Below are 24,155 nucleotides of genomic sequence, written 5' to 3' on the forward strand. Positions count from 1 at the left end.
GAACCAGCTCAACGGACTTGCTCAGCGGCGCTGCCTTCTGAAGATTTCCAGGGTATGGTGCGCGATCATGCGCTCCTCGTCGGTCGGGATGACATAAACCCTGACCCGGCTGGCCGGAGACGAAATCAGGCGTGCGCCTGCCGCATCCGTCGCCGCGTTTGCCGTCTTATCCAGGTCGATGCCAAGCCAGCGGGCTTGCCGACAGATCCGCGCCCGGATCACGGGGGAGTTTTCTCCGATGCCGGCCGTGAAAACGATGGCGTCCAGGCCCTCGATCGCGGCGGTCAGCGAGCCGAGGGCAAGGCCGGCCCGATAGACAAAGTAATCCAGAGCCAGCTTGGCGCGCGGATCGTCGCTGGCGAGCAGGTCACGGACGTCGTTGCTGATGCCGGACAGTCCCTTGAGCCCGCAGTCGTGATAGAGCAGGTGCTGGACGGCATCGGCAGTCATGCCCTTGTGCGTGATCAGGTGGAGGATGACGCCGGCATCGAGCTGGCCGGGGCGAGTGCCCATGGGCAGGCCGTCCAGCGCCGTGAAGCCCATCGTGCTGTCGAGGCTCCGGCCGTCGCGGATCGCGCACATGCTGGCGCCGCTGCCCAGATGCGCCACCACGATGCGGCCACCGGCGACCTCGGACGCCACGATGGGCAGCGATCGCGTGATGTACTCGTAGCTCAGGCCGTGGAAGCCATACCGGCGGATGCCTTCCAGGTAGAGCTGTTCGGGAATGGCGTAGCGATCGGCTACGTCCGGGTGTCCCCGGTGAAAGGCGGTGTCGAAGCAGGCGACCTGCAAGACACCCGGCTGCGTCGCACGGATCGCCCGGATCGGCAGAAGGTTGTTCGGCTGGTGCAGCGGCGCCAGCGGTACCAGGACCTCCAGCTTGGCAAGCACGTCATCATCGACGGCCACATGCGTGTCGTAGTCGGGACCGCCATGAACGACACGGTGTCCGATGGCGACCGGGAATGCCCCGTCGTGCCAAGCCCGCAGCCAGCTTGCCAATTGGCCGAGTGCCGCCCGCGCGTCTGGTAGGTCGGCGACGGCGAAGATCCTGTGCGTGACGATCTCCCCTTGCTTGTTCCTGGCGATCAGGCTGGGGTGGGAGCCGATGCCCTCGATCTGTCCTTTCAGGCTCAGAGTGAGTTCGCCGGCGCCATCGGCGATCTCGAAGAGCTGGAACTTGATGCTCGATGAGCCGGCATTGATGACGAGGATGGTGTCCGGCATCGCATCAGCCCTTTATCGGGTTTTCAAGGCGGCTGCGATGGGCGTAGAGGGCGGCAACGGCGCAGGACGCCATGCGTGTCATTACACTGTCGGCCCGGCTCGTCAGGATTATCGGCACGCGCGCCCCCAGGACGATGCCGGCGGCATCGGCGTTGGCCAGGAAGGTCAGGTTCTTCGCCAGCATGTTGCCGGCTTCCAGGTTGGGAACCACCAGGATGTCGGCATGACCCGCCACGGGAGAGTCGATACCCTTGATCCGCGCCGCCTCCTCGCTGATGGCGTTGTCGAGCGCCAGCGGCCCGTCCAGCACCCCGCCCGTGATCTGGCCGCGTTCGGCCATCTTGCACAGCGCCGCCGCCTCGATGGTCGAAGGGATCTTCGGGTTGACCGTCTCGACGGCCGACAGGATAGCCACCTTGGGGTTCTCGATGCCGAGCGCCCGGGCAAGGTCGATGGCGTTCTGAATTATATCGACCTTGTCTTCCAGCGTCGGCTGGATATTGATCGCCGCGTCGGTGATGACGAGCGGCTTGGGATATGTCGGCACGTCCATGATGAAGGCGTGGCTGACCCGCCGACCGGTGCGCAAGCCGGTGTCCCGCTTCATGACCTCGCTCATTAGCTCGTCGGTGTGCAGGCTGCCCTTCATCAGCAGCTCGGCCCGTCCGGTTCGCACCAGAAACACCGCCTCCTCGGCGGCGCCATGACTGTGCGGCGCATCGACGATCTCGTAGCGGGCGATGTTCAGCCCGGCCTTTTCGGCCGTGGCCCGGATCTTTACGGCAGGACCGGTCAGGATCGGTACGATGATGCCGGCCTCGGCCGCCTCGACCGCGGCGCGGAGCGAGGCATCGTCGCAGGGATGCGCAACCGCGGTTGGGATCGCCGGGTTTTCGCGGGTCAGGGCGATCAGGCGTTCGTACTTGTCATGGCGGCGGGCTGGTAAGCTGGCGTGAATGTTCACGTTGACCGGCGTGTTCACGCTGGCCGGCGATGCGTCGTCGCTCTGTTTCATTCCTCGGGGCCTTCCTTGGCGGACGGCGGCGGCCAGGACCGGCTGCCGCCGCCAGCGTTACCAGTACAGGATCATGCCGACATCGCCGGGCATGCCGTTGGGGTAGTTCAGGATCTGAGCCCTCAGCTTATATCCGAGCGGACGCAGATTTTGGTCCCAGGCATCGTAGGCTTCCTTGGCGAAACCGGTCAGCGTTTCGGGCCAGTTCGGTTCGAAGTTGTTGATCGCCCGTCCGCTGTCCGTACAGAACTCGCTGGAGAAACGCATGACCTGGATTTCCTTCTCACCGCGCTCGGCCGCCCTGCGTACCGCTGCGGTGACCCGCGCCTTGGCTTCCGGGTGGACATGCTGGTTCATGAAGGCCTGGTAGACATCCTTCTGCTCCGATTCGACTTTCTTCTGGTGCTCGAGCGCCTTGCGCAGCTCGGCCATTTCCTTGTCTTCGGTGATCTTGCGCAATTCGTCGGGCGTGATCAGTCCTTCGAATTTTTCTGAGCTGGCTTCGGTCATGGATTCACTCCCAGTTTGATGAAATCAGCCGGCTTGGCGGTGAGTGGCCCGGCCGGCCGGCTCCGTTTCCAAGTTCAGCAGCAGCTTGATCTGATGGAGCCGGGCGAGTTCGTCCGGATGCGGCGTGCCGTGCACGTCAAGAAGCTGCTGCGCCGCCTCGACCACGGATCGGCGGTCCTGCTCCGCCGGCACCAGCTTGGGCAGGGCCGCCACGGCGCGTTCCCGGTCCAGTTCCATCAGGAAGACCTGTTCCTTCAGAATTTGGCGGAACCGGTCCAACGATATCCGCTTCTCATCCCGGCGCTCCTTGCCGATCCTGCGAAGCATCTGAAAACCGCGCTCGTCGATCGGACCCCCACTCTCGCGGACCTGGATCAAGATGCGGACCAGCGCTTCCACGCTGCCGCCCTCCGCGACCCGCGACGTGATCTCTTCAAGCCGCCTCCGCACCAGCGCCTCGAAGGCTTCGTCCCTGACCCGCCGTGGGCGCGCCTCCGCACCCGGCCTGTGCAGGCCGACGAGCGCTTGCAGCACCGGCGATCCGTAGGTGTTCATGAAGAACGCCTCGTACGTGGCGTCGCGCATATCGCGCCAGGTATCCAGGGCCTGGACGATCCGTTCGGAAGCCTGGTTCTGGCCCTTCAGGTATGGATTGTCATCCGGGGCCGGACGCCGGGTTTGCCGTACGCTCTCGGCCATCGCCTTGACCACCTGCATGGCCGGATTGAGGTCGGACAGCATGTAGTACTTGGACCGGTGAGAGCTCATGCGCCGCATGGCCTGAGCGCCGGCTTCCGTGGTCATGGCGCGGACCCAGGGCCGCAGGAACAGGTCGTACAGACCGAGACTGATGTCAGATATCCGGGCTACGGTGGCAAAACGCAGGTCATCCTGCGTGTCGTTGACCCCGAACGCGCGGATGTCGTCAAGCGTACGGGGCTCGAAACGGGTGACGTAGTTGCCGACGATCAGATCGCCCTCGACGGTGTCCGGCCCCTTGGGCTCGATGATCAATTCATAGAGGCCGGGCGGCAGCAGGTCGACCAGATCGATGTTCTCGACAAACTCCGCTGTTTCCTTCCGGGCGATCTTGCCGGACACGAAAATGCCGAGATGCCCGATGTCGTGATGCAAATTGTAGATGATGGTCTGCTCGCGGGAGCGGATATCGTCGACGCTGTCGTACAGATCGAGGATCCAGCCGAGCGCCTGCTGCGGCGGCGTGATGTTGTCGCCGAACGAGGCGAATACCAGGATCGGCGACCGGATGTTGCGGAGATCCACCCGCTGCCCTTCCTTGGTCACGATCTGGCCGGTGGACAGCTTGTTTCCGACGAACAACTCGTCGGTGATCGCCTGTATCTCCTCCCCATTCAACAGGAAGAAGCCGCTCCACCATTTCTCGAATTCCAGGTAGCGCTGTTCTTCGGTGTCGATCTTTGAATAAAGGTTGTACGGCTTGCTCCAGTAGGTATGGCTGGGATTGAGACGCTCAAAGTTGGATACCAGAAGGGAGCCGTCGAAGCGGCCATTCCCCAGATCGCTGGAAAGCGCGGTCATCCAAGTGCCGCCGGACAGTCCCCCTGTGTAGCGCATCGGGTTCTGCCCCTTGACCCCGGCCCAATACGACAGGGGCGAGCCGGCGATGATCATCGGCCCCATCAGATCGGGATGGAGGGCGCCCATCGCCATCATGGCCCAGCCCGCCTGGCAGTTGGCGATGACGCAGGGCTTGCCCTCGGCGTCGAGGTGCATCGCATGCACCCGCTCGATGAAGGCAGCTTCGGCGGACGCTACATCGCCCAGCGTCTGGCCGGGAACCGGCTCGGGCAGGAAGCTTATGAAGTAGCAGGGATGGCCCGCCTCCAGGGCATTGCCGATCTGGCTGTCCGGCTTGAAGCCACCGATGCCGGGACCGTGGCCCGCCCGAGGATCGACGACGACGAAGGGGCGCTTCGCCGGATCGATCCGTACACCGGATTCCGGGTTGGGAAGGATGCGCAGCAGCATGTAGTTGCAGGGCCGCTCCAGCGTTCTTCCATCGATCACGACTTCATTGCGGAACGACAGGACCGGGGGTTCTCCAGCTTCGGCATGTTCGATCGCCTGGTTGCCGCGTTTACGCATGACGTCCCAAAACAGGACGGTCCGTTGAAAAGAGTCTGTCCAGTATTCGAGGATGCTGCTGAAAGGGTTAAGCGGAAAAAAGAGCTCGAATACCGGTTTCGCCGATCTGTCCGGCATCGCGGGCCCTGGAGACCTTGAAAGGCTTGTCAATCTTGTCGGGCGTTGAGGCATCTAGAACTCCCTGGCGTTCATCCTCGATCACGTTCATCCTCGATCACGGGCGTCGAGTCATTTCCGGCATTATTCATAAAAGAGTGGATTTCGATAATAAGGACGAAGCTCGTCCCTTGTTTCTAAATTTGAAACTGAGCCTCAGCAGAAGCTGACGGCACTGTGAACGCCACCAAGGTTAGCGCACCGCTGAACATGAGCGTGGGATTGGCCTTCATTATCATCACTCCTGAGAGCTTGGCCACCAGATTGGCGGCAAAGGGCCTATCTCCGGAAAGATCACTTGGCGGCGCCTTTCTCGGTCTTCGTGGCGCCGCTCTTTTCGGCGCAGGTCATAGTCATGGCAGGTCATAGTCATGACTGACCGCACGACGGATCATAGTGGATGGAAGTCGCTGTTACCTAGCCTGTTACCGTTGCATGCATCGGCTGTTACCTGCCCGAACCCTGAGAAGAGGCCGCCCGTACGTGTGCTTGCCCGCCTGTACGGGTCCGTCGATTCAGGACGCGGTTCGTGCTGATGCCCACAACAGTCGATAATCGAACAGCGCCTCGTTCGAGGTGAAGCGCAGGTGTTACGGTATCATCATTTCGTAATACGTAAGGCGCTCGTATAAATATTCGAATGTCTCCTTAAGACGTCATGAAACTCTCAACAAAGACTCGCCCACGCTGGCTTGGTCTTCTTCATCAAACATGGTTGAGATGTCGCTTAATAAATCAATCAGTAGCTGGAGGTGAATATGATCAGATATGGTGTGATCGCAGCGCTTGCCTGCTCTATCATGGCAGCACCGATGATAACGGCCATCGGAGCGTCGCCGGTCGTTGCTCAGGAAAACAAGCCCCTACCGGACGCGACCGTCGACTTCACCGGCGGTTCCGCCGCTGTTGGTGTGGGTTATACCTGGGGAAGCGGGACGCTTCATTTCAAAGGCAAGGATTATCCGTTTTCCGCTTCCGGTTTGACTTTGGCTGACATCGGCGGCGGTTCGAACGTCGTGAGGGCGGATGTTTACAAGCTCAGCAATGTGGATGATTTCGCAGGCAACTACTCGGCCGCCTCGTCCGGTGCCGCTCTGGTTGGAGGCGGCGGGATAGGGTATCTCGAGAATTCCAAAGGTGTCATCGTAAAGGTCACCTCCAGCACCAAAGGTGCCCGCCTGAACCTAGGCGTTGGAGGCGTGGAAGTCGCCTTGAAATAATTGAAATCGCTTCGTCGCTGCCCGGCCGATCTTTCCGCGCCAACAGGCGGCGACGAAGTTTTAGCACGATCGACGCCTTCGGCCTGCCCCGCGGTTTATCAGAGCTGGCTGGATCTCCATCGGGATCAGTATGTACCAGAATGCCACGCTCCTGGCCCTGTTTTTGCTCATTTACAGCGCCATCGCCGGTCGGGTCGAACGGTCCTGGATCAGCGGACCGATCGTCTTCACAGGCGTCGGGCTGCTGCTCGGGCCAGTGGGTCTGAACATCCTGCACCTCAACGTGACCGCCGAGGGGCTACGGGTCCTGGCCGAGCTTACACTTGCCATGGTCCTCTTCACCGATGCCGCCAATGCGGATCTCGGCACCGTCAGATATCACGTCAACTTGCCTGGGCGCCTTCTGCTGGTCGGGTTGCCGATGACGATCGCGCTCGGCTACCTGCTCGCCGCCCTGATGTTCCCCTGGCTGAGTGTTCTCGAGATGGCGCTGCTGGCGGCGATACTCGCCCCCACGGATGCGGCGCTCGGCAAGCCTGTCATGACGAACCGGGAGGTGCCGGCGCCGATACGCGAAGCGCTCAACCTGGAGAGTGGTCTCAACGATGGCCTCTGCGTGCCGGTGGTGGTGATCCTTCTCGGATTGGCGGTCGGCAGCCAGCTCGAGGGCGGCTCCACGATGCATATGGCCCGCGTGGTAACGGAGGAGATCGGTATCGGTCTGGTCGTCGGCCTAACGTTGACGGGCGGTGCTGCGCTGATGCTGCGCCTGACGGGCAAGCATGGCTGGACAAGCCCAAATTGGCAGGAAGTGCCGGTCGTGGCCTTGGCGGCCGCCTGCTTCGCTGCGGCGCAGGCGCTGGGAGGCAGCGGGTTCATCGCGTGTTTCGTGGGCGGGCTTATGTTGAATAAGCTTCGCGAAAGCGTCGAGGACAAGTCGGTCGAGGACAAGTTGATGGAAGGCGCTGAAAGCATTGGCGAGACATTGGCGCTGCTGACATGGGTCGTCTTCGGAGCAGCCGTGATTACCCGCATGATCGACCTGTTCACATGGTCGGCGCTGCTCTATGCGGTGCTCAGCTTGACGGTCATTCGGATGGTTCCCGTATATCTCTGCTTGACCGGCACCGGGATGAGCATGGCCGAAAAGCTGTTCGTGGGCTGGTTCGGGCCGCGCGGACTTGCCAGTATCGTATTCGCCATCATCGTCTTCGATGCCCAGTTGTCCGGCAACGACACGGTGATGGCGGTGATCGCCCTTACCGTGCTGCTCAGTGTCGTCGCCCATGGCGTCACGGCTAATTTCCTGCTGAAGACAATGCGGTTCGGCGATCCCGCTCCAGCGCGGCCACGCGCCGCACGTGGATCTTGAAGCCGCGCATCGACAGGTACAGATAGCTTTCCCACCAACCGCTTCGGCGACGGGAGCGCAGAATGCAGCGGTTCAAGTCGCTGGGATCTGCCCAGCGCTTCGTTTCGATGCATGCTGCCACCTACGACATCGTCAACCTCCAGCGCCATCTGATTTCCCGCCGCACCCTGCGCACCTTCCGGGTCCATCTCAGGTTCCAGGCGATGATGCGGGCGGAATTGCTCCATTTGACGACGATCCATCCCATTGACCGGCCGTGGCAGATGCCGTTCGCCGCGGCGCTGGCATCAGGTCTGCCCATCCTGATGGGGGCCTGTTTCGATCGCATGGACTATGGCCTGATCTCGTCGCTTGACGGACTGGTATTTCTTTATCTGCCCGACACGCCTCTGCACCCAGTAGAAGTTCTGATCGGCATGGAAAGATTGTATCGGTTATGTGGCACTTAACTTGGCTGAATGCGCGGGCCTGTTGATCTTGTCAAAGCCGGAAATCTTGGCATGACAACGAGCGTACCGAGCATGGCGGCTGGGCTGATTAAACTCAGCTCTTTAGGCTGATGTTCCCCAAAAGCTGTTTTTCCATAATTTAACCTGTGACTAAAATGAGGCAGGCATGTTTATGAAGCAATGGATTGCTCATGGGATAGAGGAAACGCGATGTACTTGCAGCTCTCACCGAAGAGTAGGATCTTGTCTCTTTTGGGTGCATCTTGTGCCTTGATCCTAAGTTCCTCCACAGCTCTAGCACTAAATTCGATTCAAGTCGCACCTACCGAAAGTCAGACACTGGAGAACGTTAAAGGTATCACCGTCTTTAGGCTTTACGCCATTGGTCACGGCAATGAGGGGCAATACGCCGAAAGCTTCAACCACTTCGATTATGCCAATCCTGAAGCTCCCAAGGGAGGGATGATCAAACTGTCGGAGATTGGATCGTTCAACAATCTCGAGCCGTTTTCGCTCAGGAAATCTGGAATTGATATTGATCTGCTGTACGACCAGCTCTTCGTATCACCCCGTGACGATCCTCTGACCGCTTATCCGCTCATTGCAGAAAGTGCCATGATCGCGGATGACCATTCCTTCGTCGTATTCAATTTGAATCCCAGCGCCAAATGGCAGGATGACAGCCCCATTACCTCCGACGATGTCGTCTTCACCTTCAATCTTCTGACCAGAAATGACCAAGCGATTCCATTCTTCCGCACAGCTTACAAGGATGTCACCGACGTCGGGGCTCTTGGCCCTTACAAGGTCAAATTTGCTTTGTCGGCCAAGGACGCCACAAGCCTGATTTTTCTGATCGGCAGTATGCACATCCTCCCGCGCCACTACTACGAAGCAAGAAGCTTTGGCACGGACAGTTTGGAGGCTCCGCTGGGCAGCGGCCCCTACTCCGTCACCCAAGTCCTGCCCGGCCGCAGGATCCAGTACCAGAGGGTAACGGATTACTGGGCGCGGGATCTCCCTGTTCGTAAAGGTCTGTACAACTTCGATACGTGGGTCGTTGACTACTATCGTGACGCCAACGTCAGAGCGCAGGCCTTCATGGCCGGCTTGATCGACGTGATGTTTGAGTTCGATCCGGGACGATGGCTGCTTTACGATGAGGCGTCGGGAAAAACCGGCGTTCCCATGGTGAAGCAGGTTTCACAAATGCGCGGCGCGCTGGGCAGCATGAACTTCGCTTTCAATTTGCGCCGTCCTCCCTTCGATGACAGGGTGGTCCGTGAAGCAGTTACAGAACTTTTTGATTACGAATGGATCGACAAGGTCCTGCTTTCCGGGTGGGCTGATCGCAATCACACCCAGTTCCCGAACTCCGAACTTGCCGCTGCAGGCCCGCCGACACAGGCGGAACTTGCCCTTCTGCTGCCGTGGCGGGATCGGATCAGAAAGGAGATCCTTGACGATGCCTATGTTCCGCCAGCCAGCGATGGCAGCGGATTTCAGCGCGAGCGTCGGCGCAGAGCGCTGAAGCTGTTCAGTGAGGCGGGTTATACCATCAGGAATGGCCGGCTGGTGAATGGTGAGGGCCGACAGCTTTCCATCGAGATCATAACAGCCAACGCCGACGCTCAGAATATCATCCTGACGTTCGTCGCCAGTCTGCGCAGGGTCGGTATCGATGCTAGGCTGAGGCTGGTGGACGCGGCTCAATTCGAGCAGCGGTCCAGGGCGGATTTCGATTTTGACATGACTTTCCACTACTTCAGGTCCACCGAATTTCCCGGAGCTGACAGGGAGCGGTATTGGGCTTCCGAGTTCGCGAATACGAAATACACCTTGAACATCCCGGGCGTTCAGGATCCGGCAGTTGACGACCTGGTTCGTAGAATCAGGCAAGCCTCAACCCGGGAGGATCTGGTTGCCGCTACGCGCGCTCTCGACCGCCTGATTGCCTGGAACGCCTACATCCTGCCCGGTTGGTACATTGGTTCGCTGCACTATGCCTACTGGAACAGGTTTGGACGAGCGGACCAGACTGTTGGTACGGATGTGCGCCGCGATATCGGATGGCCTGCCATCGAGGCTTGGTGGGCAAAGCATGATACAGTCCCACCGACAAAAGTTCGTAACGATACCATTGCTGCGAAATCGTAACTCAGAAGCTGTTCGTAGACGTCAGGAAGTGACCTCGCTGGGGTTCTGTTGCAAAGTCTTGATGGAGACAGCGCTGTCGCAGGTACAGATCACCCTCAGGCGGCAACGTCGAGCAGCGCGTTCACGAAGGCGGCCTGGGCAAAAATGTCGTGCCCGCCGATCGCTTTTTCCTGTCCTTTTCTCATCATCGCCAGAGTTTCATGACCAACCAGGGTGCGCCACGCGGTTCGCAACCTTTTGAAGCCGAGGCTGGGCCGGATCAACCGCTTTACCGCTAGTGATCTTGTTCCACTATGGTGTTGAGGTACTTGACTTGACGCAGCTCGGAGAAGCGCCAGAGCCGCTCGTCGGGCGAAGATAGCAACAAAACCGGGAACTATCCCTCGCGGTCGCTCTCGACAAGCTGCCCTGCGATCTGACGGAACCCTTGGATCCGCCTCGATGGGCCGTAGAATGGTTACGTTTGCAGTATTGTTGTTAAAAACTGAAATCAACCGGTAGCCAGCTTCCCCGATCCTGTCTGCGTGTAACAACGCAGGAGGGGAGAGCATGATCGTCAAGTCCGGGCATCGCATCGGGCGTGATGACTTTGGCGATGCTTTTCCTCGACCTGCCTGCGGTTATACGCCTGCAAACCCGATGACGGCGATCGTAACGAGAGGAAGACTGGAATGCCACCCTCCACCACTTTCAAGAACAAAGATGCCAAGCGGATACTCGACAAGTCGGAAGGCGCTCTATCGCAACACGGGGCGCCGATGCATTCGCGCGAACGGCACGTCGACAAGACCGATGCCGAACTGATCGCCCGCTTCAACAATAATTTCCGGGTTGGGGCGAAGTTCTCGACTTTCAAATCACCCGGCGATCAGAATGCGGCACTCTCCGCTTATTTCAAGACGTCGAACGGCAAACGCGATCTCGAACGGATCAAATCCTCGAAGAAGAAGGAACGGATTTCTCTGGCGGATGTATCCGTCGGGTCGTCATCCATCACAGTCCGGATCGCGGAAGGGACGATGGGTGTTCAAGGCGCCTATGCGGAATGCCGGAACGGCAAACTCCGATCACTGACCGCGATCATCGAGACGGACGGCAAGGGTGGCTACAAGATCGTAACCTGCTACCCGGTCGACGCATATTAGCCGGTTGTGAAGGCGGCATGGGTCCCCATGCCGCCTTCACAACCGGTGCGGTTCTCAGGTCCGGTCACGCTCCGCCTCGGCGGCATCCAGTTGGGCGTCCGTCCGGGCTTTCGCTATGAGAGGGAGCTGGGTTGCTTCGAACGCCGCCGCGACTGGCGGGGGCAGGGGCAGCGGCACGGGTTTCGTGAAGATCATTCCCTTGGAAATCAGCTTGATCGCCAGACCTTCCAGGGTGACCCCGTCCGGCCCCAGCACGAGGCTTTGAACGCCTGTCGGGCCACTCACGCGCAGAGCGATGCCCTGGGGCGTCACCTCGATCCTGCTGCCCATGGCGCCGCCCGAAACCATGGCCCCTTCCAGAACGGTGCGGGTCTTCGAGGTGATCGTAGCGCTTCCGCCGGCATCCACCGCGTACAGGTTCGTCACATCGACCACATGGTTGCGCTGCGCCTTGAGATAGACGTGCTCCGCTCCACGACGATCCTCGAACCTCAGTTCGTTGCCGGCGCCGAGCCCGTCGGGTGACGTCCGGGTTTTGAAGGTGGAGCGCGTCGCATCGCGCGGCAGGTTGGCGGCCGGCATGTTGGTCTGGTTATGAACCGCACCGATCACCAGCGGACGGTCCGGGCAGCCGCCTTCGAAGGCGACGACGACTTCCTGCCCGACGCGCGGCGTCACCAGTCCGCCCCATCCTTGTCCCGCCATGCTCTGCGCGACACGGACCCAGCACGAACTGTTGCCGTCCTTTTTGCCGTAGCGGTCCCAGTAGAACTGCACCTTGATGCGGCCGAAGCGGTCGGTCGTGATCTCCTCGCCGGGATGACCGACGACGAGTGCCGTCTCCGGCCCAGCGATCACCGGTGCGGGGGTCCGCAGGGGCGGCCGGTAGGGAGTGGTCGCCGTCAGGGCTTCGACCCGGCTCCGGTACAGGAACCAGCGATCGTGGTCGCCGTCCTCGCGGGTGCCGCCCTCTCCCTGGATTTCGAAGGTCACGCCGACCACTAGATAGCGTTTCCTGGTCTGGCGGGTGCCGGCGCCTTCGGTCACGTCGAAGGGGTTGGCCGCCTTGAAGACATAGCCGGGCTTGAGCGGCCGAAGATTTCCCGAAACCGTGACGCGGGATTCCTGGCAGGCGATTTCCTCGGCGCGAAGCCGTGCCAGCACCTGTCCCTCGGACAGCGAACGGTAAGTGCCCGGATAATGGTAAGTCTCCCGTTTACCCGGAGCCGTCTCGGCGACCGGACAGATCCGCTTGAGATCGGCATTCGGCTTCTCGAAGTCGTAGTCGTTCAGCATCACCTGGGTCGGGACAAGGGCCGCTTCCTCCTGCCATTCCCAGATGATGTCGTCGCGGATGCCTGGGTTCTTCAGGTTCAGGTGGGTGTCGATCTCTTCCGGATCGCAGGGCTTGTGCGTCGACGTGTCGTTGACCAGGACGAGTTCGTGCCGGTCCGCGGAATGATCGAAGTAGTAATAGATGCCGTCGCGTTCCAGCAGCCGGCTGACGAAGGCAAGGTCCGACTCTTCATGCTGCACGCAATATTCCAGCGGCGGCAGGCCGCTCGGCTTCGTGCGGTCGATGAAGGCCGCTTGCGGATGATCGGCGAAGATGGTCCTGACGATTTCCATCGTCGACTTGTTCTGGAATATGCGCGAGTTTCGCCGCTGGTCGAGCAGCCACAGCCAGGGCCGGATTTCCAGCAGGTAGTTCGTCCGCTGGGTATCGTCGATGCCGACGTAGCGGCATCGCGTGATCAGGCCGTTGAAGTAGCGCGTCTTTCCTCCTTCCAGCTTCAGGGCCGTCGTGGCGGGCTGGCCGATCAGGGGGGACAACTCCCTGATCGGGTCGCTGCTGATGATCTTGGCTTCGAACAGGAACGGTTCGCCGATCCGTTCCTCACCCTTCATCCACCTCAGCTTGATTTTCCGTGCGTCGAGTGCCGGCGAGGTCAATTCCGCATAGCGGTTGTCGGCCAGAAGGTTGCCAGATGCGGCCGGGTAGGGCATGGCGTATGCTCCCGTTTCGGATTGAGGATCGGTATGGTTCAAGGTCAAAGGGAGGCGGCTTCACGCGGCTCCGGCGAGGGGGCGAGCGTCGGCATTCCCAGCGGACGGGCCGGCCGCTGGAGCCAGGCAGGCCGCCAACTCGCCGCGCAGCCACGCATAGTTTGAATCGCGGTGAAGACGCTCGTGCCACACCAGCGACAGCTCGTAAGCGGGCAGGGGTGCCGGAGGTGCCGTGACGGCCAGCGGCAGCATCCGCGCGATGCGGGTCGCGGTCCGGCGCGGGATGGTCAGGACCATGTCGGTTTCGGCTACCAGCATCGCCGCCGCCATCGTATTCTGCACCGCGACCGGACTGGGATCGGGTACTTCCAGCATGGCGACGGCATCGTAGACGAGGCCGGGCTCTTCCAGGGCCGGAGGTGCTATCACGACATGGCGGAGGCCGGCCAAGCGTTCCGCCTCCGGAGTCCCGCCCCGAAGTGCCGGATGAAGTGCCGGGTGATCCGCACGCAGCAGGCAGACGAACTGATCGGTCAGGATGGTGCGGCGGTAGAAGCCGAACGGAGTGGTCGTGAGCTGACCGACGGCGAGATCGACGGCCCCGCTTTCAAGGCCGCGCAGCGTCCGGGTGCCGAGAGGGGCGGTGACGACGGTGACGCCCGGCGCCACGTCCCGCAACCGGGGGAGCAGCCGTGGCAACAGATCCAGCGCCTGATGATCGGGCAGGTCGATGTTGACCGTGGCTTCCCACGATCCCGGCGCCGTTTCCCGCGATGTCAGCAGGTTGCGCAGCATATTCAAGGCTTCGGGCAGTTCTACCGCCAGTTGTTCGGAGCGCACGGTCGGCACGAGGCCGGCGGACGATCGCACCAGCAACTCGTCATCGAACAAGCCTCGCAGCCGGCCCAATGCGCGGCTCATCGCCGGCTGGCTTAGACCGACCCGGTCGGCCGCGTGCGTTACGTTGCGCTCCGCCAGCAGCGCCTCGAGCGCCACCAGCAGATTGAGATCGACACCCGCGAGATTGACCCGCCGGTGTGGGGATGGATGCCGTCCACCATCCTGCCGGGCATCCTGCCGGGGAGGGGTGCCGACCGACCGCAGACGGGGACGTTCGACGCTCGTTCCGAAACCGGTTTGCATGATCTTCTGTCACCTTGCATCTTTCACGGCGGCCCGGTCGTGGGGCCATCCGCTTGCCTCGTGTGACTTCGGATCATCGTTACTTCAAGCTACCGTCGCATGTCAGCATGGCGAAAGACGGTTACGCCGGTAACATAGCCAGTCCCGATCCTACCGCCCCCGATTCTGCCGCCCCCGATTCTGCCGCCCCCGATTCTGCCGTAGGGAAGCCTCATGTGAACTCGTAGCGCAGTTCCCCCCGGTCCACGCCGACATGGATGCCGGTGAGCGGCTGCCGGTCGCGCAGCCGTCTCAAGATCTCCCGGCTGATATCCGGCAGAAGCGTTCCGGTCAGGATGGCGTCGATCATCCTTCCTCCGCTTTCCACCTCGTCGCAACGTGCGCGGATATGGGCGACCAGCGCATCGGCATAGGTGAACGGCGCATCCTGGCTCGCTTCGATGCGGTTTCGGATGGCACTCAAACGCAGGCCGATTATGCGATCGAGCATTGCGTCCGTCAGCGGATAATACGGGACGACTGAGATGCGGCCGAGCAGTGCCGCCGGGAATACCTCCAGCAGGGGATCGCGCAGGGCGCGGGAAATGTCCTCGGGCGCCGGCAGCCGCATGGCATCCTCGCACAGCCGCAGGATGAGGTCGGACCCGACATTCGACGTCAGCAGGATGATCGTATTGCGGAAGTCGATCCGCCGGCCTTCGCCGTCTTCCATCCAGCCTTTGTCGAAGACCTGGAAGAAAAGCTCGTGGACATCGGGATGCGCCTTTTCGATCTCGTCGAGCAGGACGACGCTGTAGGGCTTGCGGCGCACCGCTTCGGTCAGGCGCCCGCCTTCGCCATATCCGACATAGCCCGGCGGCGAGCCTTTCAATGTCGAAACCGTGTGCGCCTCCTGGAACTCCGACATGTTGATCGTGACGACGTTGTCGTCGCTGCCGAACAGGCTCTCCGCCAGCGCCAGGGCGGTCTCCGTCTTGCCGACGCCGGACGGACCGACTAGCAGGAACACGCCCTTTGGCTTGGATGGGTCGCCTAGGCCGGCGCGCGCGGTCTCCAACCGTCTTGCGATGGCGTCGAGCGCATGGTCCTGGCCGATCACGCGGCGCTTCAGCGTATCGGCCAAAGTCAGGACCGCGTCGATCTCGTCGGACAGCATCCGGCCGACGGGGATACCAGTCCAGCTTTCTATTATGGTTGCCACGGCCTGTTCGTCGACCGCGGGCAGCACCAGGGGACGCCCACCCTGAAGTGCCGCGAGATCGACGCGCAGCCCCCGGAGATCATCGAGTTCATCCGGCGATTCCCGGTCGCGCAGACGGGCTTCCAGCCCGACGATTTGCGAGACCAGGGCGGACTCCTCGGCATGGCGCGCTTGGAGCCCGGCCAGCGCCGACCGTTCCGCCGCCAGCTGGGTGAACAGCAGGTCCTCTCGCGCTTCGTCCAGACGGCCGACTTGCCGCTCCGCCGCCAGGGCTGTCAGTTCGGTATCGAGAACCTCGATCCGCCGCATCGCCTCTTCGATCGCCGCCGGCACCGCATTCTGGCTCAACGCCACCCTTGCGCATGCCGTGTCCAGCACCGAAACGGCCTTGTCCGGCAGTTGGCGGCCCTGGATATAGCGATGCGAAAAGCGGACCGCAGCCACGACCGCCTCGTCCAGCACGGCGATCCCGTGGTGTTCGGCAAAGACCGGGACCATCCCGCGCAGCATGGCGACGGCGCGCTCCTCGTCCGGCTCGTCGATCTGGACGACCTGGAACCGGCGGGTCAACGCCGGGTCCTTTTCGATATGCTTCTTGTATTCCGCCCAGGTCGTGGCGGCGATCGTGCGCAGCGTCCCGCGCGCCAATGCCGGTTTGAGCAGGTTGGCGGCGTCGCCCGTTCCGGCGGTCCCACCCGCGCCGATCAGGGAATGCGCCTCGTCGATGAACAGGACGATCGGCTTTGCCGATTTGCCGATCTCGGCGATCACCTGTTTCAGACGGTTCTCGAACTCGCCCTTGGCCGAGGCCCCGGCCTGGAGAGCGGCGAGATCGAGCGACAGCAGCCTTACATCGCGCAGGGCTGGCGGTACGTCGCCTTTCGCGATCCGTGCGGCCAGGGCTTCCACGACGGCGGTCTTGCCGACGCCGGCTTCGCCGACGACGATCGGGTTGTTCTGCCGACGCCGCATCAAGATATCGACGATCAGCCGGATTTCGCGTTCACGGCCGGCTGCCGGGTCGATCCGTTCGGCCTCCGCTTCCGCGGTCATGTCGGTGACGTATCGGCCCAAAGCCGTCTCGTGACCGGCGAGCTGTACGGCTGCCACCGGAGCGGCGTCGCCGGTAAGATCGATGCCTTCTTCGGACGATCCCCCCTCGGAGGAACCCCGGGTCAGGTCGCCCAAGCGCTCCGCGATGGCGGCCGCCTCGACACGCTTGAGAAGCGGTGAGATGTCACAGGCCAGCCGGCGCAGCCGCGTGTCCTCGAGCATGCCATGCAGCAGGTGGCCGGTGCGGATTCTGGATTGGCTGAACAGCAGGCTTGCGCTGATCCAGCCTCGCTCCATGACGAGTTCAAGCTCACGGGAGAAGTCGAGCCTGGAGGAGCGTTCTCGGACCATGCTCGACAGCGCGGCTTCGATGTCCTTCAGCAAGGCGTCGCGCGGAACCTGAAGCCGATCGAGGATCAGCGAAGCATCGCTGTCCTCGGAACGCAGCCAGCGATCGAGCCAGTGTACCGGTTCGATATAAGTATCGCCGCGCAGGGTCGCGAACTCGAAGGCACCCTGGAGGCTTTTCATCGAGAACTCGCCGAGCCGGCCGAATACGGTGTTGCGGGTAATGATCGTCATCGCAGCGATCTTTCTTTAACTTGCATGCCCGAAATGCCGGATGCCGGCGGTTGGGGACTGTCGCGTCACAGTTACCAGTCGGTGAGGGAAAGGCTTCATGCAAAGCCGGTCTATCGATATTCAGGTGCTGAACGGTCCGAAACAACATCAAGACTTCGACGGGAATTCTTCCAGGAACTTCCTGCGGAATGCTTCCCGGTCCTTCTCGTGTTTTATGTGAACCGCCAACTGGTCGTAGAATTGGCTGACCGATGCCGCTCGCAACGAGCCTTGGCGGACCAGGATACGACCGAAGGGTCCGATGAAGCTGACCAGCAGCGTTTGTACCGCCTCCAGCGCCTCGGGCGACATCGACAGTCCGGCGCCGCTGTCAAGTTCGGGCGAGGAGGGAGGGGGAGAGGGGGAGGGGGAGGGCACCTTCGGCCTGCGCGTCGCGAACGCATGCAGGAACCGGTCGCGGTTTCGCGCATCGGGAATACCGGCCGCCAACTGGGAGACGATTTGCTCCTCCGACGCGGCGCGTCTCCCCGCTTCGCGCACCAGGATGCGGGCTATCGGTCCGGTCACTTCCATCAACTCGCGCTCGACGCGCTCGATAAAGTCGGATTGCAAGCCGCCTGTCGCCGTCGACGCCTCGGCAGGCCAGAGTTCGCTGTCGTCCGGCCGCGACACGGCCGATGCAAGGGCCTCCGCAAAGGCGTCTGCCGTCTCGAAGCGGTCATCCCGTTGCTTTGCGAGGGCGCGTTTCAGCACGGGCGTCAGGCGCGGATCGAAATCGCCGGCACGGTGCGGATCGATGGGGCGATCCGAGGCAAGTTCGACCAGCATTCCGGCCAAGCTCGCCCCTTGATAGGGTGAGCGCCCGGTGACCAGATGGAGCAGCACCATGCCGGCGGCGAACAGATCGGCCCTGTGATCCAGATCGTCGCCCTTGAGTTGCTCGGGGGCCATGAAGGCTGGGGTGCCGAGCATCATCCCGTTGACCGTGATATCGCCGCCGCCAATGCGGGCGATGCCGAAATCGGTGACCTTCAGCCGCCGGTCTGCGCCGACGATCAGATTGGCCGGCTTTATGTCGCGGTGGATCACGCCGCGCCCGTGCGCGTGGCCGAGCGCTGCCAGCAACTGCCCGATCAGATCGGCCGCGAGTGCTGCCGGGAACCGGCGCTGCCCGGTCATCAGATGCTGGAGCGACCTGCCCGGCGCCAGTTCCATCACGATATGGGGGTCGCCGTCCTGCTCCAGGTAGTCGTAGATCGCGACGATGTTGGTATGCTGGCAGCGTCCGGCCGACTTCACCTCGACCTTGAAGCGCGCCAGATGCTGGGCGCGGTCGTCGGGGTTCAGCAAGTTCGCGTGGATCGCCTTGATCGCCACCGGACGTCCGATCACCGGGTCTTCGCCCCGGAAGACGGACCCCATCGCACCGGAACCGATACGCTCCAGCAGGACATAGCGACCCAATTCATAGGGCAGTTCCATTGACGATACTCCCCCCGCCGTGCGGGTTCTCCGGCAAAGCGGTCATGTGCCTTCGATCAATCGAAGGGCACCTTCCAGGCTGCGACGCATTCGATTGAACGACAGGCTGAGGGTCGCGATCTCGTCGCTGCCCCGGCACTCGTATTCCGGCGTGTCCGGTTTGCCCAGGCTGACATCGCTGGCGATCTTCGCCATGTCCTGGATCGGCTTGACGACAAGGTAATAGAGAAAGAGGTTGAGCACGGCCAGGACCGACAGGAAGACCGTTCCGCAGGTGAGCAGCAGGTGAACGACGGCCTTCTCGGCCCGTGCGAGCGGCAGGCTGAGGGGTACCGAAACGATCTGTGCCCCGACAGTCTCGTTGGGTTGCCAGCCGAACCCGTTGGCGCTGCCGTAGGTGTCGATCATGGCACTCGGCGCATTGGCCGGCGTGCTGTGGCAAACGAGGCATTCCGGTGCCGCGACCAGCGGGCGCGACAGGCTCATGATCGGACCGTTCGGCGTCTGCCGCTCGGTCACCATTTCGGTTCGGTCGGGAAAGGACCGGAAACCGTTGACGATGTCGGCTTCGGATTCGGTCGGACGATCCCGCAGATTGGTCGGGTTGAGCGCCACATTGCGGACCGAATAATCCGGGTAGTGCTGGCGCAGGTCTTCGAAGATCGAACCGGCGGCGAAGAACGGTACCGCCGCCCTGACGAACTTGTCATGTCCGAGCGCCTGCGGCAGGGGAGTGACCTCCTGCTTGGTGTAGCGCATGATCGAGTCGCTGGACTGCATCATGATCCGGGCATTTGCGAGGACTGCGGTGCGGGCATCGGCAACGAACCTCTCCCGCATCAGCAGGGCAGACACGATCAGGCCGGCGACGAAAGCCAGCGTGATCACGAGGTTGAATTTTACGATCAGCCGCATGGCGACCTCCCTATGATCGGCGTCATGCCGTCCGGTCCCATTCCAGCGGGGCCGGGTCCGGATCGTCGGCCTGCGTAGCGCCGTCCGTCACCGTCCAGCCATGGTCGCCCCAGGAACCGTCGATCAGGGCAGGGAAGGCGGCGGGAGGGACCAGTCCCAAAGTGAGGGCGACGCCGGAGCCGAACGCCGGCGTGCCGGCGGTCCACCAGATCGCAGCATCCCGCCCGGATACCGCCTGTCGGCGCAGTGCCGCCGTCACGGCAAGGATGCTGGGAAGTTCGTGCCAGAACCCGCCGGAGTGCGCGGCGCTGAGCGACGGCCATCGGGTTGGTCCGCCGGCGGCGGACCGGAGGGACGGCAGGGGCCGGTCCAGCCATCCGAGATCGAAATCGGGCCGGTCGGTCGCGCCGGCCATCGCTTCCAATGTCTCGAACCATCCGGTCCCGGCATCCATGACGGTGAAGATGTCGGCAGCGCCCGGCAGTTCCGCCGCCAGCACGAATGGAAAGCAGCGCCCGACGGCATCCGTGCTCGGGCGCAGAACCCCGGTCCAGCCGGCACGGCCGCATGTGCCGGCCGGCAGGGCGAAACGCCAAGTGGGTGATGCCAGGAAGCGCTGCCTCCAGGAATCGCCGCCCCAGGATTCGCCGGCCGCGAGAGCCGACTGAATCCAGGCATCCCAGGGCTTGATGAAATCCTCGGGCAGACGGCGGCTGACGAAGTCGGCTCGGGCGGGAAGCTTGCCGTAATAGCCGATGCGTGAAACGGTCATGATACGGCTCCCAAGTTATAGCGTTCTGGGGCAGCGGAATGCGCTGACGGGATTCGCCCCGAACGGGTTTGCAAGGCTGCTTTCCTGAAGGACGAGGTCGGCCTCGGCGGGACCGCTGGCGATCCGGACGGAAAGACGATCGCGCGTCGCGGCGGCAGACTGGAGCACGCTGCGGTCGAGCAGGCGGAACAGCGACCAGGGACCGTCGATGACGATCGCGGACGGACGGGAATTGGGAAGACCGGACTTGAAGATCACGCTGGTACCGGCGGCAGGATCGTTTCCGGGCCAGCTCAGTTGCGCCGACTGAGCGCTCCCTGGAGCAAGGCTGGCCGTCCTGCCGCCGACGGAGACGTCGATCCCGCTGGTCTCGAAGCTGGTCCGCACCAGTGTCAGGCGGAAGCCGGCTTCCGGTCTGGCGCTGCCGGGCGGAAACATGCTGTCGCGGATCAGTGCCGCCCGCTCGAACTGGGCAAGGGACTCCCGCGACAGCTTCAGATCGACCGAGCCGAATTTACGCCATCGCCACGGTTTGCCGGACTTGTCGACGAAAGAAGCGAGATTCTGTTCGAAGAAGCTGTCGATCAGCCCGCCCTTCGCAAAGAGCCGGGCGAAGTCTTCGAGCGAGATTTCGCTGGCGCCGTTCTTGTCGAAGGGATATCGGCCAGCCGTCGCCTGGGCACAGAACTGCCCGCCGCTTCCCAGCCAGGCATCGGTGAGCCGTTGGCGCACGCCATCCGCCGACATGGAGGAACTGGTCCTGCTGATGCCGGTGATCCACTGGCGGACCGGAGCGGGCAGGCTGGCGGCCTGCGTGTCGATCTCGGCCAGGGCAGCGGCACCTTCGGCGCTGCCTTGCAGCGGGCTACCTCCCGCGTCCCCGGAGCGTGCGCCCCCGAAGCGGGCCTGGTTGAGCGAGCGGTAGAGGTTGCCGAGATTGGCGATCACCTCGTCGATCTGCGGTCGCGCGCTGGCCGAACTGCCGGGCGGAACCGTGCTCAGCGCATGCAGTTCCCGGAAATGCTCGCCGCTGAAGCGCTCGGCCAGGGCAGCGATGCTGTCGGGGTTCCGCTGCTGAAGCAGGAGCTTGGCGAGTTTCTCGTCGGCCATCGCCTGACGGTCGGGGGACGCCGCATCGCCCGTCGGCTGTGTCAGCGCTGTTTCGGTGCCGGCCGAGACCACCAGAAGGCGGATCGGAGAGGTCGGCGAGGACAGGATGCTGAGCGTGCGCAGGGCATCGTCATAGGATTTGGCCGAATTGACGGCGACATCGCCCAGCAGCTTGTCCCATTGGAGCGCGAACGCCTGGAGATAGAGACCGACGGTATCGCGTTCGTGCTCCGCCTCGGCTTCCGGGCTCATCTTAGCCAGCTTGGCGCCGAGGACCCATGCCTCCCGCCGCGTCGTTTCGGCGTAATGGGGCAGCAGCGGCAGGAAGGTCCTGAAGAAGCCGTCGCGGGTATACAGACCGGGAATGCCGTCGGCCAGCGGCAGGCCGCTGGCGCGGTGGAAGACCCAGGTACCCGCCGGGCCGGCATGATCGGCTATGGTCCAGCCGGGAAGTGCGGCGGCCTCCGGACTGGCGGCAATCGCGTCGAGCGTCTGCTTGGCGAGCGAAGTCTGTTTCAGGACAGCGCGGAGCTGGCTCACCAGATCGCCGTCCAATCCTACTTGCGGCAGCGGACGCTCGAGCAGGGCCTTGATATGGCCGCCGAGATCCTGCCGCAGCGGGGCATCCTGCTGGTCGGGAAAGGATGCCCTGATCTCGAACTCGAACCAGCGCTCGACGAAGGCGCGGTCCATCGGTCCCTGTCCGCCGAGCATGAGATAAGCCTTCAAAGCCTGATAAAGGAAGTTCGGATCGTCGCGTCGCTTGCGGAGCTGATCCTCCAATCTCAGGATCAGGCGCGGCAGCAGCACGGAGCCGAGGATGCGCCGATAGGCGCCGACCGTCTGCGATCCGAGCTTTTCGGTCTGGTCCAGGCCCAAGCCCAGACCCATACTCGCCAGCCACGAGCGGGGAAATCCGCGTTCCGCATAGCCGGTGGGCAAGTCGCGCACATCGTTGAGCAGGGGCAGGACACGGGCGAGGTCGATATCGCCAACTTGGTCCAGGTCCATCTCCCGCGCCTTCGCGGTGTAGTCGCCAGCGGCGGCTTCGACCTTCGTGATCAGCGTCCGATTGAGCATATAGCCGGTTCCCGCCACTCCGACCGCCGCGACGCACAGGACCGCGATCGCGCCATGAAGGCTCCAGGCGATACGGCGCCGGTGTCGCTCGATTCGGGGATCGGCATCCGCCAGCCCGGCTTCACCGAACACCACCTCGCGCAGCAGGCGGTTCAGGAAATAGCTTCGCTTCTGCTGGATACCGGCCGCTTTCGGCTGAGGACCGATTCCGAAACTTCTTCTCATGGCGGCCAGGACGCGGTCGATCGGCGTGCCGACCTGGGTGCCGCTGACGAAATAGGCGCCGCGCAGCATGATCCCCTGCTCGAAGGAATTCGGCCGGAACGCCTCCTCGACGAACTGGGTCATCGCGTCCTTGATGCTGGCGACCTGATGCGGGAAGCTGTAGACGGCGCTGCGCCGGACGCTATCGCTTTCCTGATTCAGCCGGTCGATCAGTCTTTCGTCCAGCCGGCCGACCAGCGCGTCGAATTCACTGCCGAAGTGGTCTACCGGCGTGACGTCCAGGTCGTTCTTGTGGTCACCATCCCGATCAAAGGTGAAGCCCCAGACGGACTGCCGGCCTTCGCGGCCGAGATCGTCGAAGAACTCCGTAAAGCCGGAGATCAGGTCCGCCTTGGTCAGGAGCAGGTAGACCGGCAACTGGATCTGCAACTCGGCCTGCACTTCCTGAATGCGCCGGCGGATCAGCCGGGCATGCGCCAGACGCGCCTCCTCCCCGCCTTCAGTTACCTCGTTGACCGCGATTGCCACCAGCAACCCGTTCAGTGGCTGGCGGCGGCGGTATCGTCTCAGCAGGCGCAGAAAGCTCAGCCAGGCGGCATGGTCCTTGCCGGCATCGCTGTCCTGGGTCGTGTAGCGGCCGGCGGTATCGATCAGCACGGCCTCGTCGGTGAACCACCAGTCGCAGCTTCGCGTTCCACCGACGCCGCGCATGGCATTCCGGCCGAACCGGTCGGCAAGCGGGAAGTTGAGGCCGGCATTGACCAGCGCCGTCGTCTTTCCGGAACCCGGCGGTCCGATGATGACGTACCACGGTATCTGGTACAGCCAGCGTTTGCCTGCGGCTCCCTGGAAACGGCGCTTCCTGAGCACCGACAGGGCTTCCCGCAGGCGTTGCGCGATCTCAGCACTCTCCTGGGCGTCTTCGGCTCCGCCAAGGGAAACGGCGTCCGGCCGGACCGCCGCATCGAGCATGGCCGCATTCTGCCGGAACGTTCTCCAACTCTCGGCCAGCCTCGTTACCCCGTAGATCGCCGGTGCCAAGGCGGCCAAACCGACGCTGCCGGCCAGGCTGGAGAAAGGGGCAGCACCACCGATCGAAATCAGCGGCCCGACGACGAAGGCTGCGCTGGATACAACGGCGAGGCCGCAGAGAATGAGTCCCGTCCGCAGGGAGATCGGCAGCTTCAGAGCATCGATCATGGAA

17 protein-coding genes and 1 pseudogene are annotated in these 24,155 nt (G+C 62.7%); 5 read left to right on the forward strand and 13 right to left on the reverse strand.

All coding sequences use genetic code 11. From position 1 onward, the window contains the following. Positions 1-21 precede the first annotated feature (21 nt). From N826_RS24040 to N826_RS44290, 5 genes and pseudogenes are all read right to left on the reverse strand, one after another. Positions 22-1,230, reverse strand: a complete 1,209-nt coding sequence (locus tag N826_RS24040; protein ID WP_044432947.1) for an acetate/propionate family kinase — start codon at positions 1,228-1,230, stop codon at positions 22-24. A 4-nt stretch (positions 1,231-1,234) separates the two neighbouring features. After that, positions 1,235-2,164, reverse strand: a pseudogene (locus tag N826_RS24045) (bifunctional enoyl-CoA hydratase/phosphate acetyltransferase); the annotation flags it as partial. Between the two features lie 138 nt (positions 2,165-2,302). After that, positions 2,303-2,755, reverse strand: coding sequence for a hypothetical protein (locus tag N826_RS24050; RefSeq protein WP_044432949.1), 453 nt, complete (start codon positions 2,753-2,755; stop codon positions 2,303-2,305). Positions 2,756-2,779: 24 nt separating this feature from the next. Then, a complete protein-coding gene (locus N826_RS24055; protein WP_044432951.1) occupies positions 2,780-4,999 on the reverse strand; it encodes a DUF3141 domain-containing protein in 2,220 nt (739 codons plus the stop codon). After that, positions 4,950-5,090 (reverse strand): hypothetical protein, encoded by a 141-nt coding sequence (locus N826_RS44290; protein ID WP_169789408.1) that lies wholly within the window; start codon positions 5,088-5,090, stop codon positions 4,950-4,952. Before N826_RS44290 ends, N826_RS24055 begins: the two co-directional genes overlap by 50 nt. A gap of 706 nt (positions 5,091-5,796) precedes the next feature. On the opposite strand from N826_RS44290, the gene N826_RS24060 reads away from it, so the two are divergent. From N826_RS24060 to N826_RS24075, 4 genes are all read left to right on the forward strand, one after another. Continuing rightward, positions 5,797-6,258, forward strand: a complete 462-nt coding sequence (locus N826_RS24060) for an EipA family protein (protein ID WP_052831928.1) — start codon at positions 5,797-5,799, stop codon at positions 6,256-6,258. 130 nt (positions 6,259-6,388) lie between these two features. Next, entirely contained in the window at positions 6,389-7,630 is a 1,242-nt protein-coding gene (locus N826_RS24065; protein WP_044432953.1) for a cation:proton antiporter, read from the forward strand. Positions 7,631-7,692: 62 nt separating this feature from the next. Then, entirely contained in the window at positions 7,693-8,079 is a 387-nt protein-coding gene (locus tag N826_RS45985) for a hypothetical protein (RefSeq protein ID WP_044432954.1), read from the forward strand. A gap of 243 nt (positions 8,080-8,322) precedes the next feature. After that, entirely contained in the window at positions 8,323-10,236 is a 1,914-nt protein-coding gene (locus tag N826_RS24075; protein ID WP_169789412.1) for an extracellular solute-binding protein, read from the forward strand. Between the two features lie 95 nt (positions 10,237-10,331). Here the strand turns inward: N826_RS24075 and N826_RS43300 are convergent, their stop codons facing one another. After that, positions 10,332-10,499, reverse strand: a complete 168-nt coding sequence (locus N826_RS43300; RefSeq protein ID WP_157599362.1) for a hypothetical protein — start codon at positions 10,497-10,499, stop codon at positions 10,332-10,334. 408 nt (positions 10,500-10,907) lie between these two features. Here N826_RS43300 and N826_RS24080 point away from each other — a divergent pair, with 408 nt between their 5' ends. Beyond that, positions 10,908-11,381, forward strand: coding sequence for an RNase A-like domain-containing protein (locus N826_RS24080; protein ID WP_044432955.1), 474 nt, complete (start codon positions 10,908-10,910; stop codon positions 11,379-11,381). A gap of 54 nt (positions 11,382-11,435) precedes the next feature. On the opposite strand, the gene N826_RS24085 is transcribed toward N826_RS24080, so the two are convergent. From N826_RS24085 to tssM, 7 genes are all read right to left on the reverse strand, one after another. Continuing rightward, positions 11,436-13,388 (reverse strand): type VI secretion system Vgr family protein, encoded by a 1,953-nt coding sequence (locus N826_RS24085; protein WP_147040693.1) that lies wholly within the window; start codon positions 13,386-13,388, stop codon positions 11,436-11,438. A 60-nt stretch (positions 13,389-13,448) separates the two neighbouring features. Then, positions 13,449-14,531 carry a LysR family transcriptional regulator gene (locus N826_RS24090; RefSeq protein WP_052831934.1) on the reverse strand — a complete coding sequence of 361 codons (1,083 nt, stop codon included), beginning with the start codon at positions 14,529-14,531 and terminating at the stop codon, positions 13,449-13,451. Between the two features lie 211 nt (positions 14,532-14,742). Next, complete coding sequence (gene tssH / locus N826_RS24095) at positions 14,743-17,367, reverse strand: type VI secretion system ATPase TssH (RefSeq protein ID WP_044432957.1); 2,625 nt, start codon at positions 17,365-17,367, stop codon at positions 14,743-14,745. Between the two features lie 147 nt (positions 17,368-17,514). Continuing rightward, positions 17,515-18,849, reverse strand: a complete 1,335-nt coding sequence (locus N826_RS40455) for a serine/threonine-protein kinase (protein ID WP_052831935.1) — start codon at positions 18,847-18,849, stop codon at positions 17,515-17,517. 42 nt (positions 18,850-18,891) lie between these two features. Further along, complete coding sequence (locus tag N826_RS24105; RefSeq protein WP_044432958.1) at positions 18,892-19,764, reverse strand: c-type heme family protein; 873 nt, start codon at positions 19,762-19,764, stop codon at positions 18,892-18,894. Between the two features lie 22 nt (positions 19,765-19,786). Then, positions 19,787-20,536, reverse strand: a complete 750-nt coding sequence (gene tagF / locus N826_RS40460) for a type VI secretion system-associated protein TagF (RefSeq protein ID WP_052831937.1) — start codon at positions 20,534-20,536, stop codon at positions 19,787-19,789. A gap of 15 nt (positions 20,537-20,551) precedes the next feature. After that, positions 20,552-24,151, reverse strand: coding sequence for a type VI secretion system membrane subunit TssM (gene tssM / locus N826_RS24115; protein WP_052831939.1), 3,600 nt, complete (start codon positions 24,149-24,151; stop codon positions 20,552-20,554). Positions 24,152-24,155: the final 4 nt, after the last annotated feature.

Source organism: Skermanella aerolata KACC 11604 (assembly GCF_000936425.1).
In the GTDB taxonomy this organism is placed as follows: Bacteria; Pseudomonadota; Alphaproteobacteria; order Azospirillales; family Azospirillaceae; genus Skermanella; species Skermanella aerolata.

What these genes read in the sequence shown, in the direction of transcription:
- N826_RS24040 (WP_044432947.1), bottom strand. Translation starts at nt 1,230, where the DNA reads ATGCCGGACACCATCCTCGTCATCAATGCCGGCTCATCGAGCATCAAG.
- N826_RS24050 (WP_044432949.1), bottom strand. Translation starts at nt 2,755, where the DNA reads ATGACCGAAGCCAGCTCAGAAAAATTCGAAGGACTGATCACGCCCGAC.
- N826_RS24055 (WP_044432951.1), bottom strand. Translation starts at nt 4,999, where the DNA reads ATGCCGGACAGATCGGCGAAACCGGTATTCGAGCTCTTTTTTCCGCTT.
- N826_RS44290 (WP_169789408.1), bottom strand. Translation starts at nt 5,090, where the DNA reads ATGAACGTGATCGAGGATGAACGCCAGGGAGTTCTAGATGCCTCAACG.
- N826_RS24060 (WP_052831928.1), top strand. Translation starts at nt 5,797, where the DNA reads ATGATCAGATATGGTGTGATCGCAGCGCTTGCCTGCTCTATCATGGCA.
- N826_RS24065 (WP_044432953.1), top strand. Translation starts at nt 6,389, where the DNA reads ATGTACCAGAATGCCACGCTCCTGGCCCTGTTTTTGCTCATTTACAGC.
- N826_RS45985 (WP_044432954.1), top strand. Translation starts at nt 7,693, where the DNA reads ATGCAGCGGTTCAAGTCGCTGGGATCTGCCCAGCGCTTCGTTTCGATG.
- N826_RS24080 (WP_044432955.1), top strand. Translation starts at nt 10,908, where the DNA reads ATGCCACCCTCCACCACTTTCAAGAACAAAGATGCCAAGCGGATACTC.
- N826_RS24085 (WP_147040693.1), bottom strand. Translation starts at nt 13,388, where the DNA reads ATGCCCTACCCGGCCGCATCTGGCAACCTTCTGGCCGACAACCGCTAT.
- N826_RS24090 (WP_052831934.1), bottom strand. Translation starts at nt 14,531, where the DNA reads ATGCAAACCGGTTTCGGAACGAGCGTCGAACGTCCCCGTCTGCGGTCG.
- tssH (WP_044432957.1), bottom strand. Translation starts at nt 17,367, where the DNA reads ATGACGATCATTACCCGCAACACCGTATTCGGCCGGCTCGGCGAGTTC.
- N826_RS40455 (WP_052831935.1), bottom strand. Translation starts at nt 18,849, where the DNA reads ATGGAACTGCCCTATGAATTGGGTCGCTATGTCCTGCTGGAGCGTATC.
- N826_RS24105 (WP_044432958.1), bottom strand. Translation starts at nt 19,764, where the DNA reads ATGCGGCTGATCGTAAAATTCAACCTCGTGATCACGCTGGCTTTCGTC.
- tagF (WP_052831937.1), bottom strand. Translation starts at nt 20,536, where the DNA reads ATGACCGTTTCACGCATCGGCTATTACGGCAAGCTTCCCGCCCGAGCC.
- tssM (WP_052831939.1), bottom strand. Translation starts at nt 24,151, where the DNA reads ATGATCGATGCTCTGAAGCTGCCGATCTCCCTGCGGACGGGACTCATT.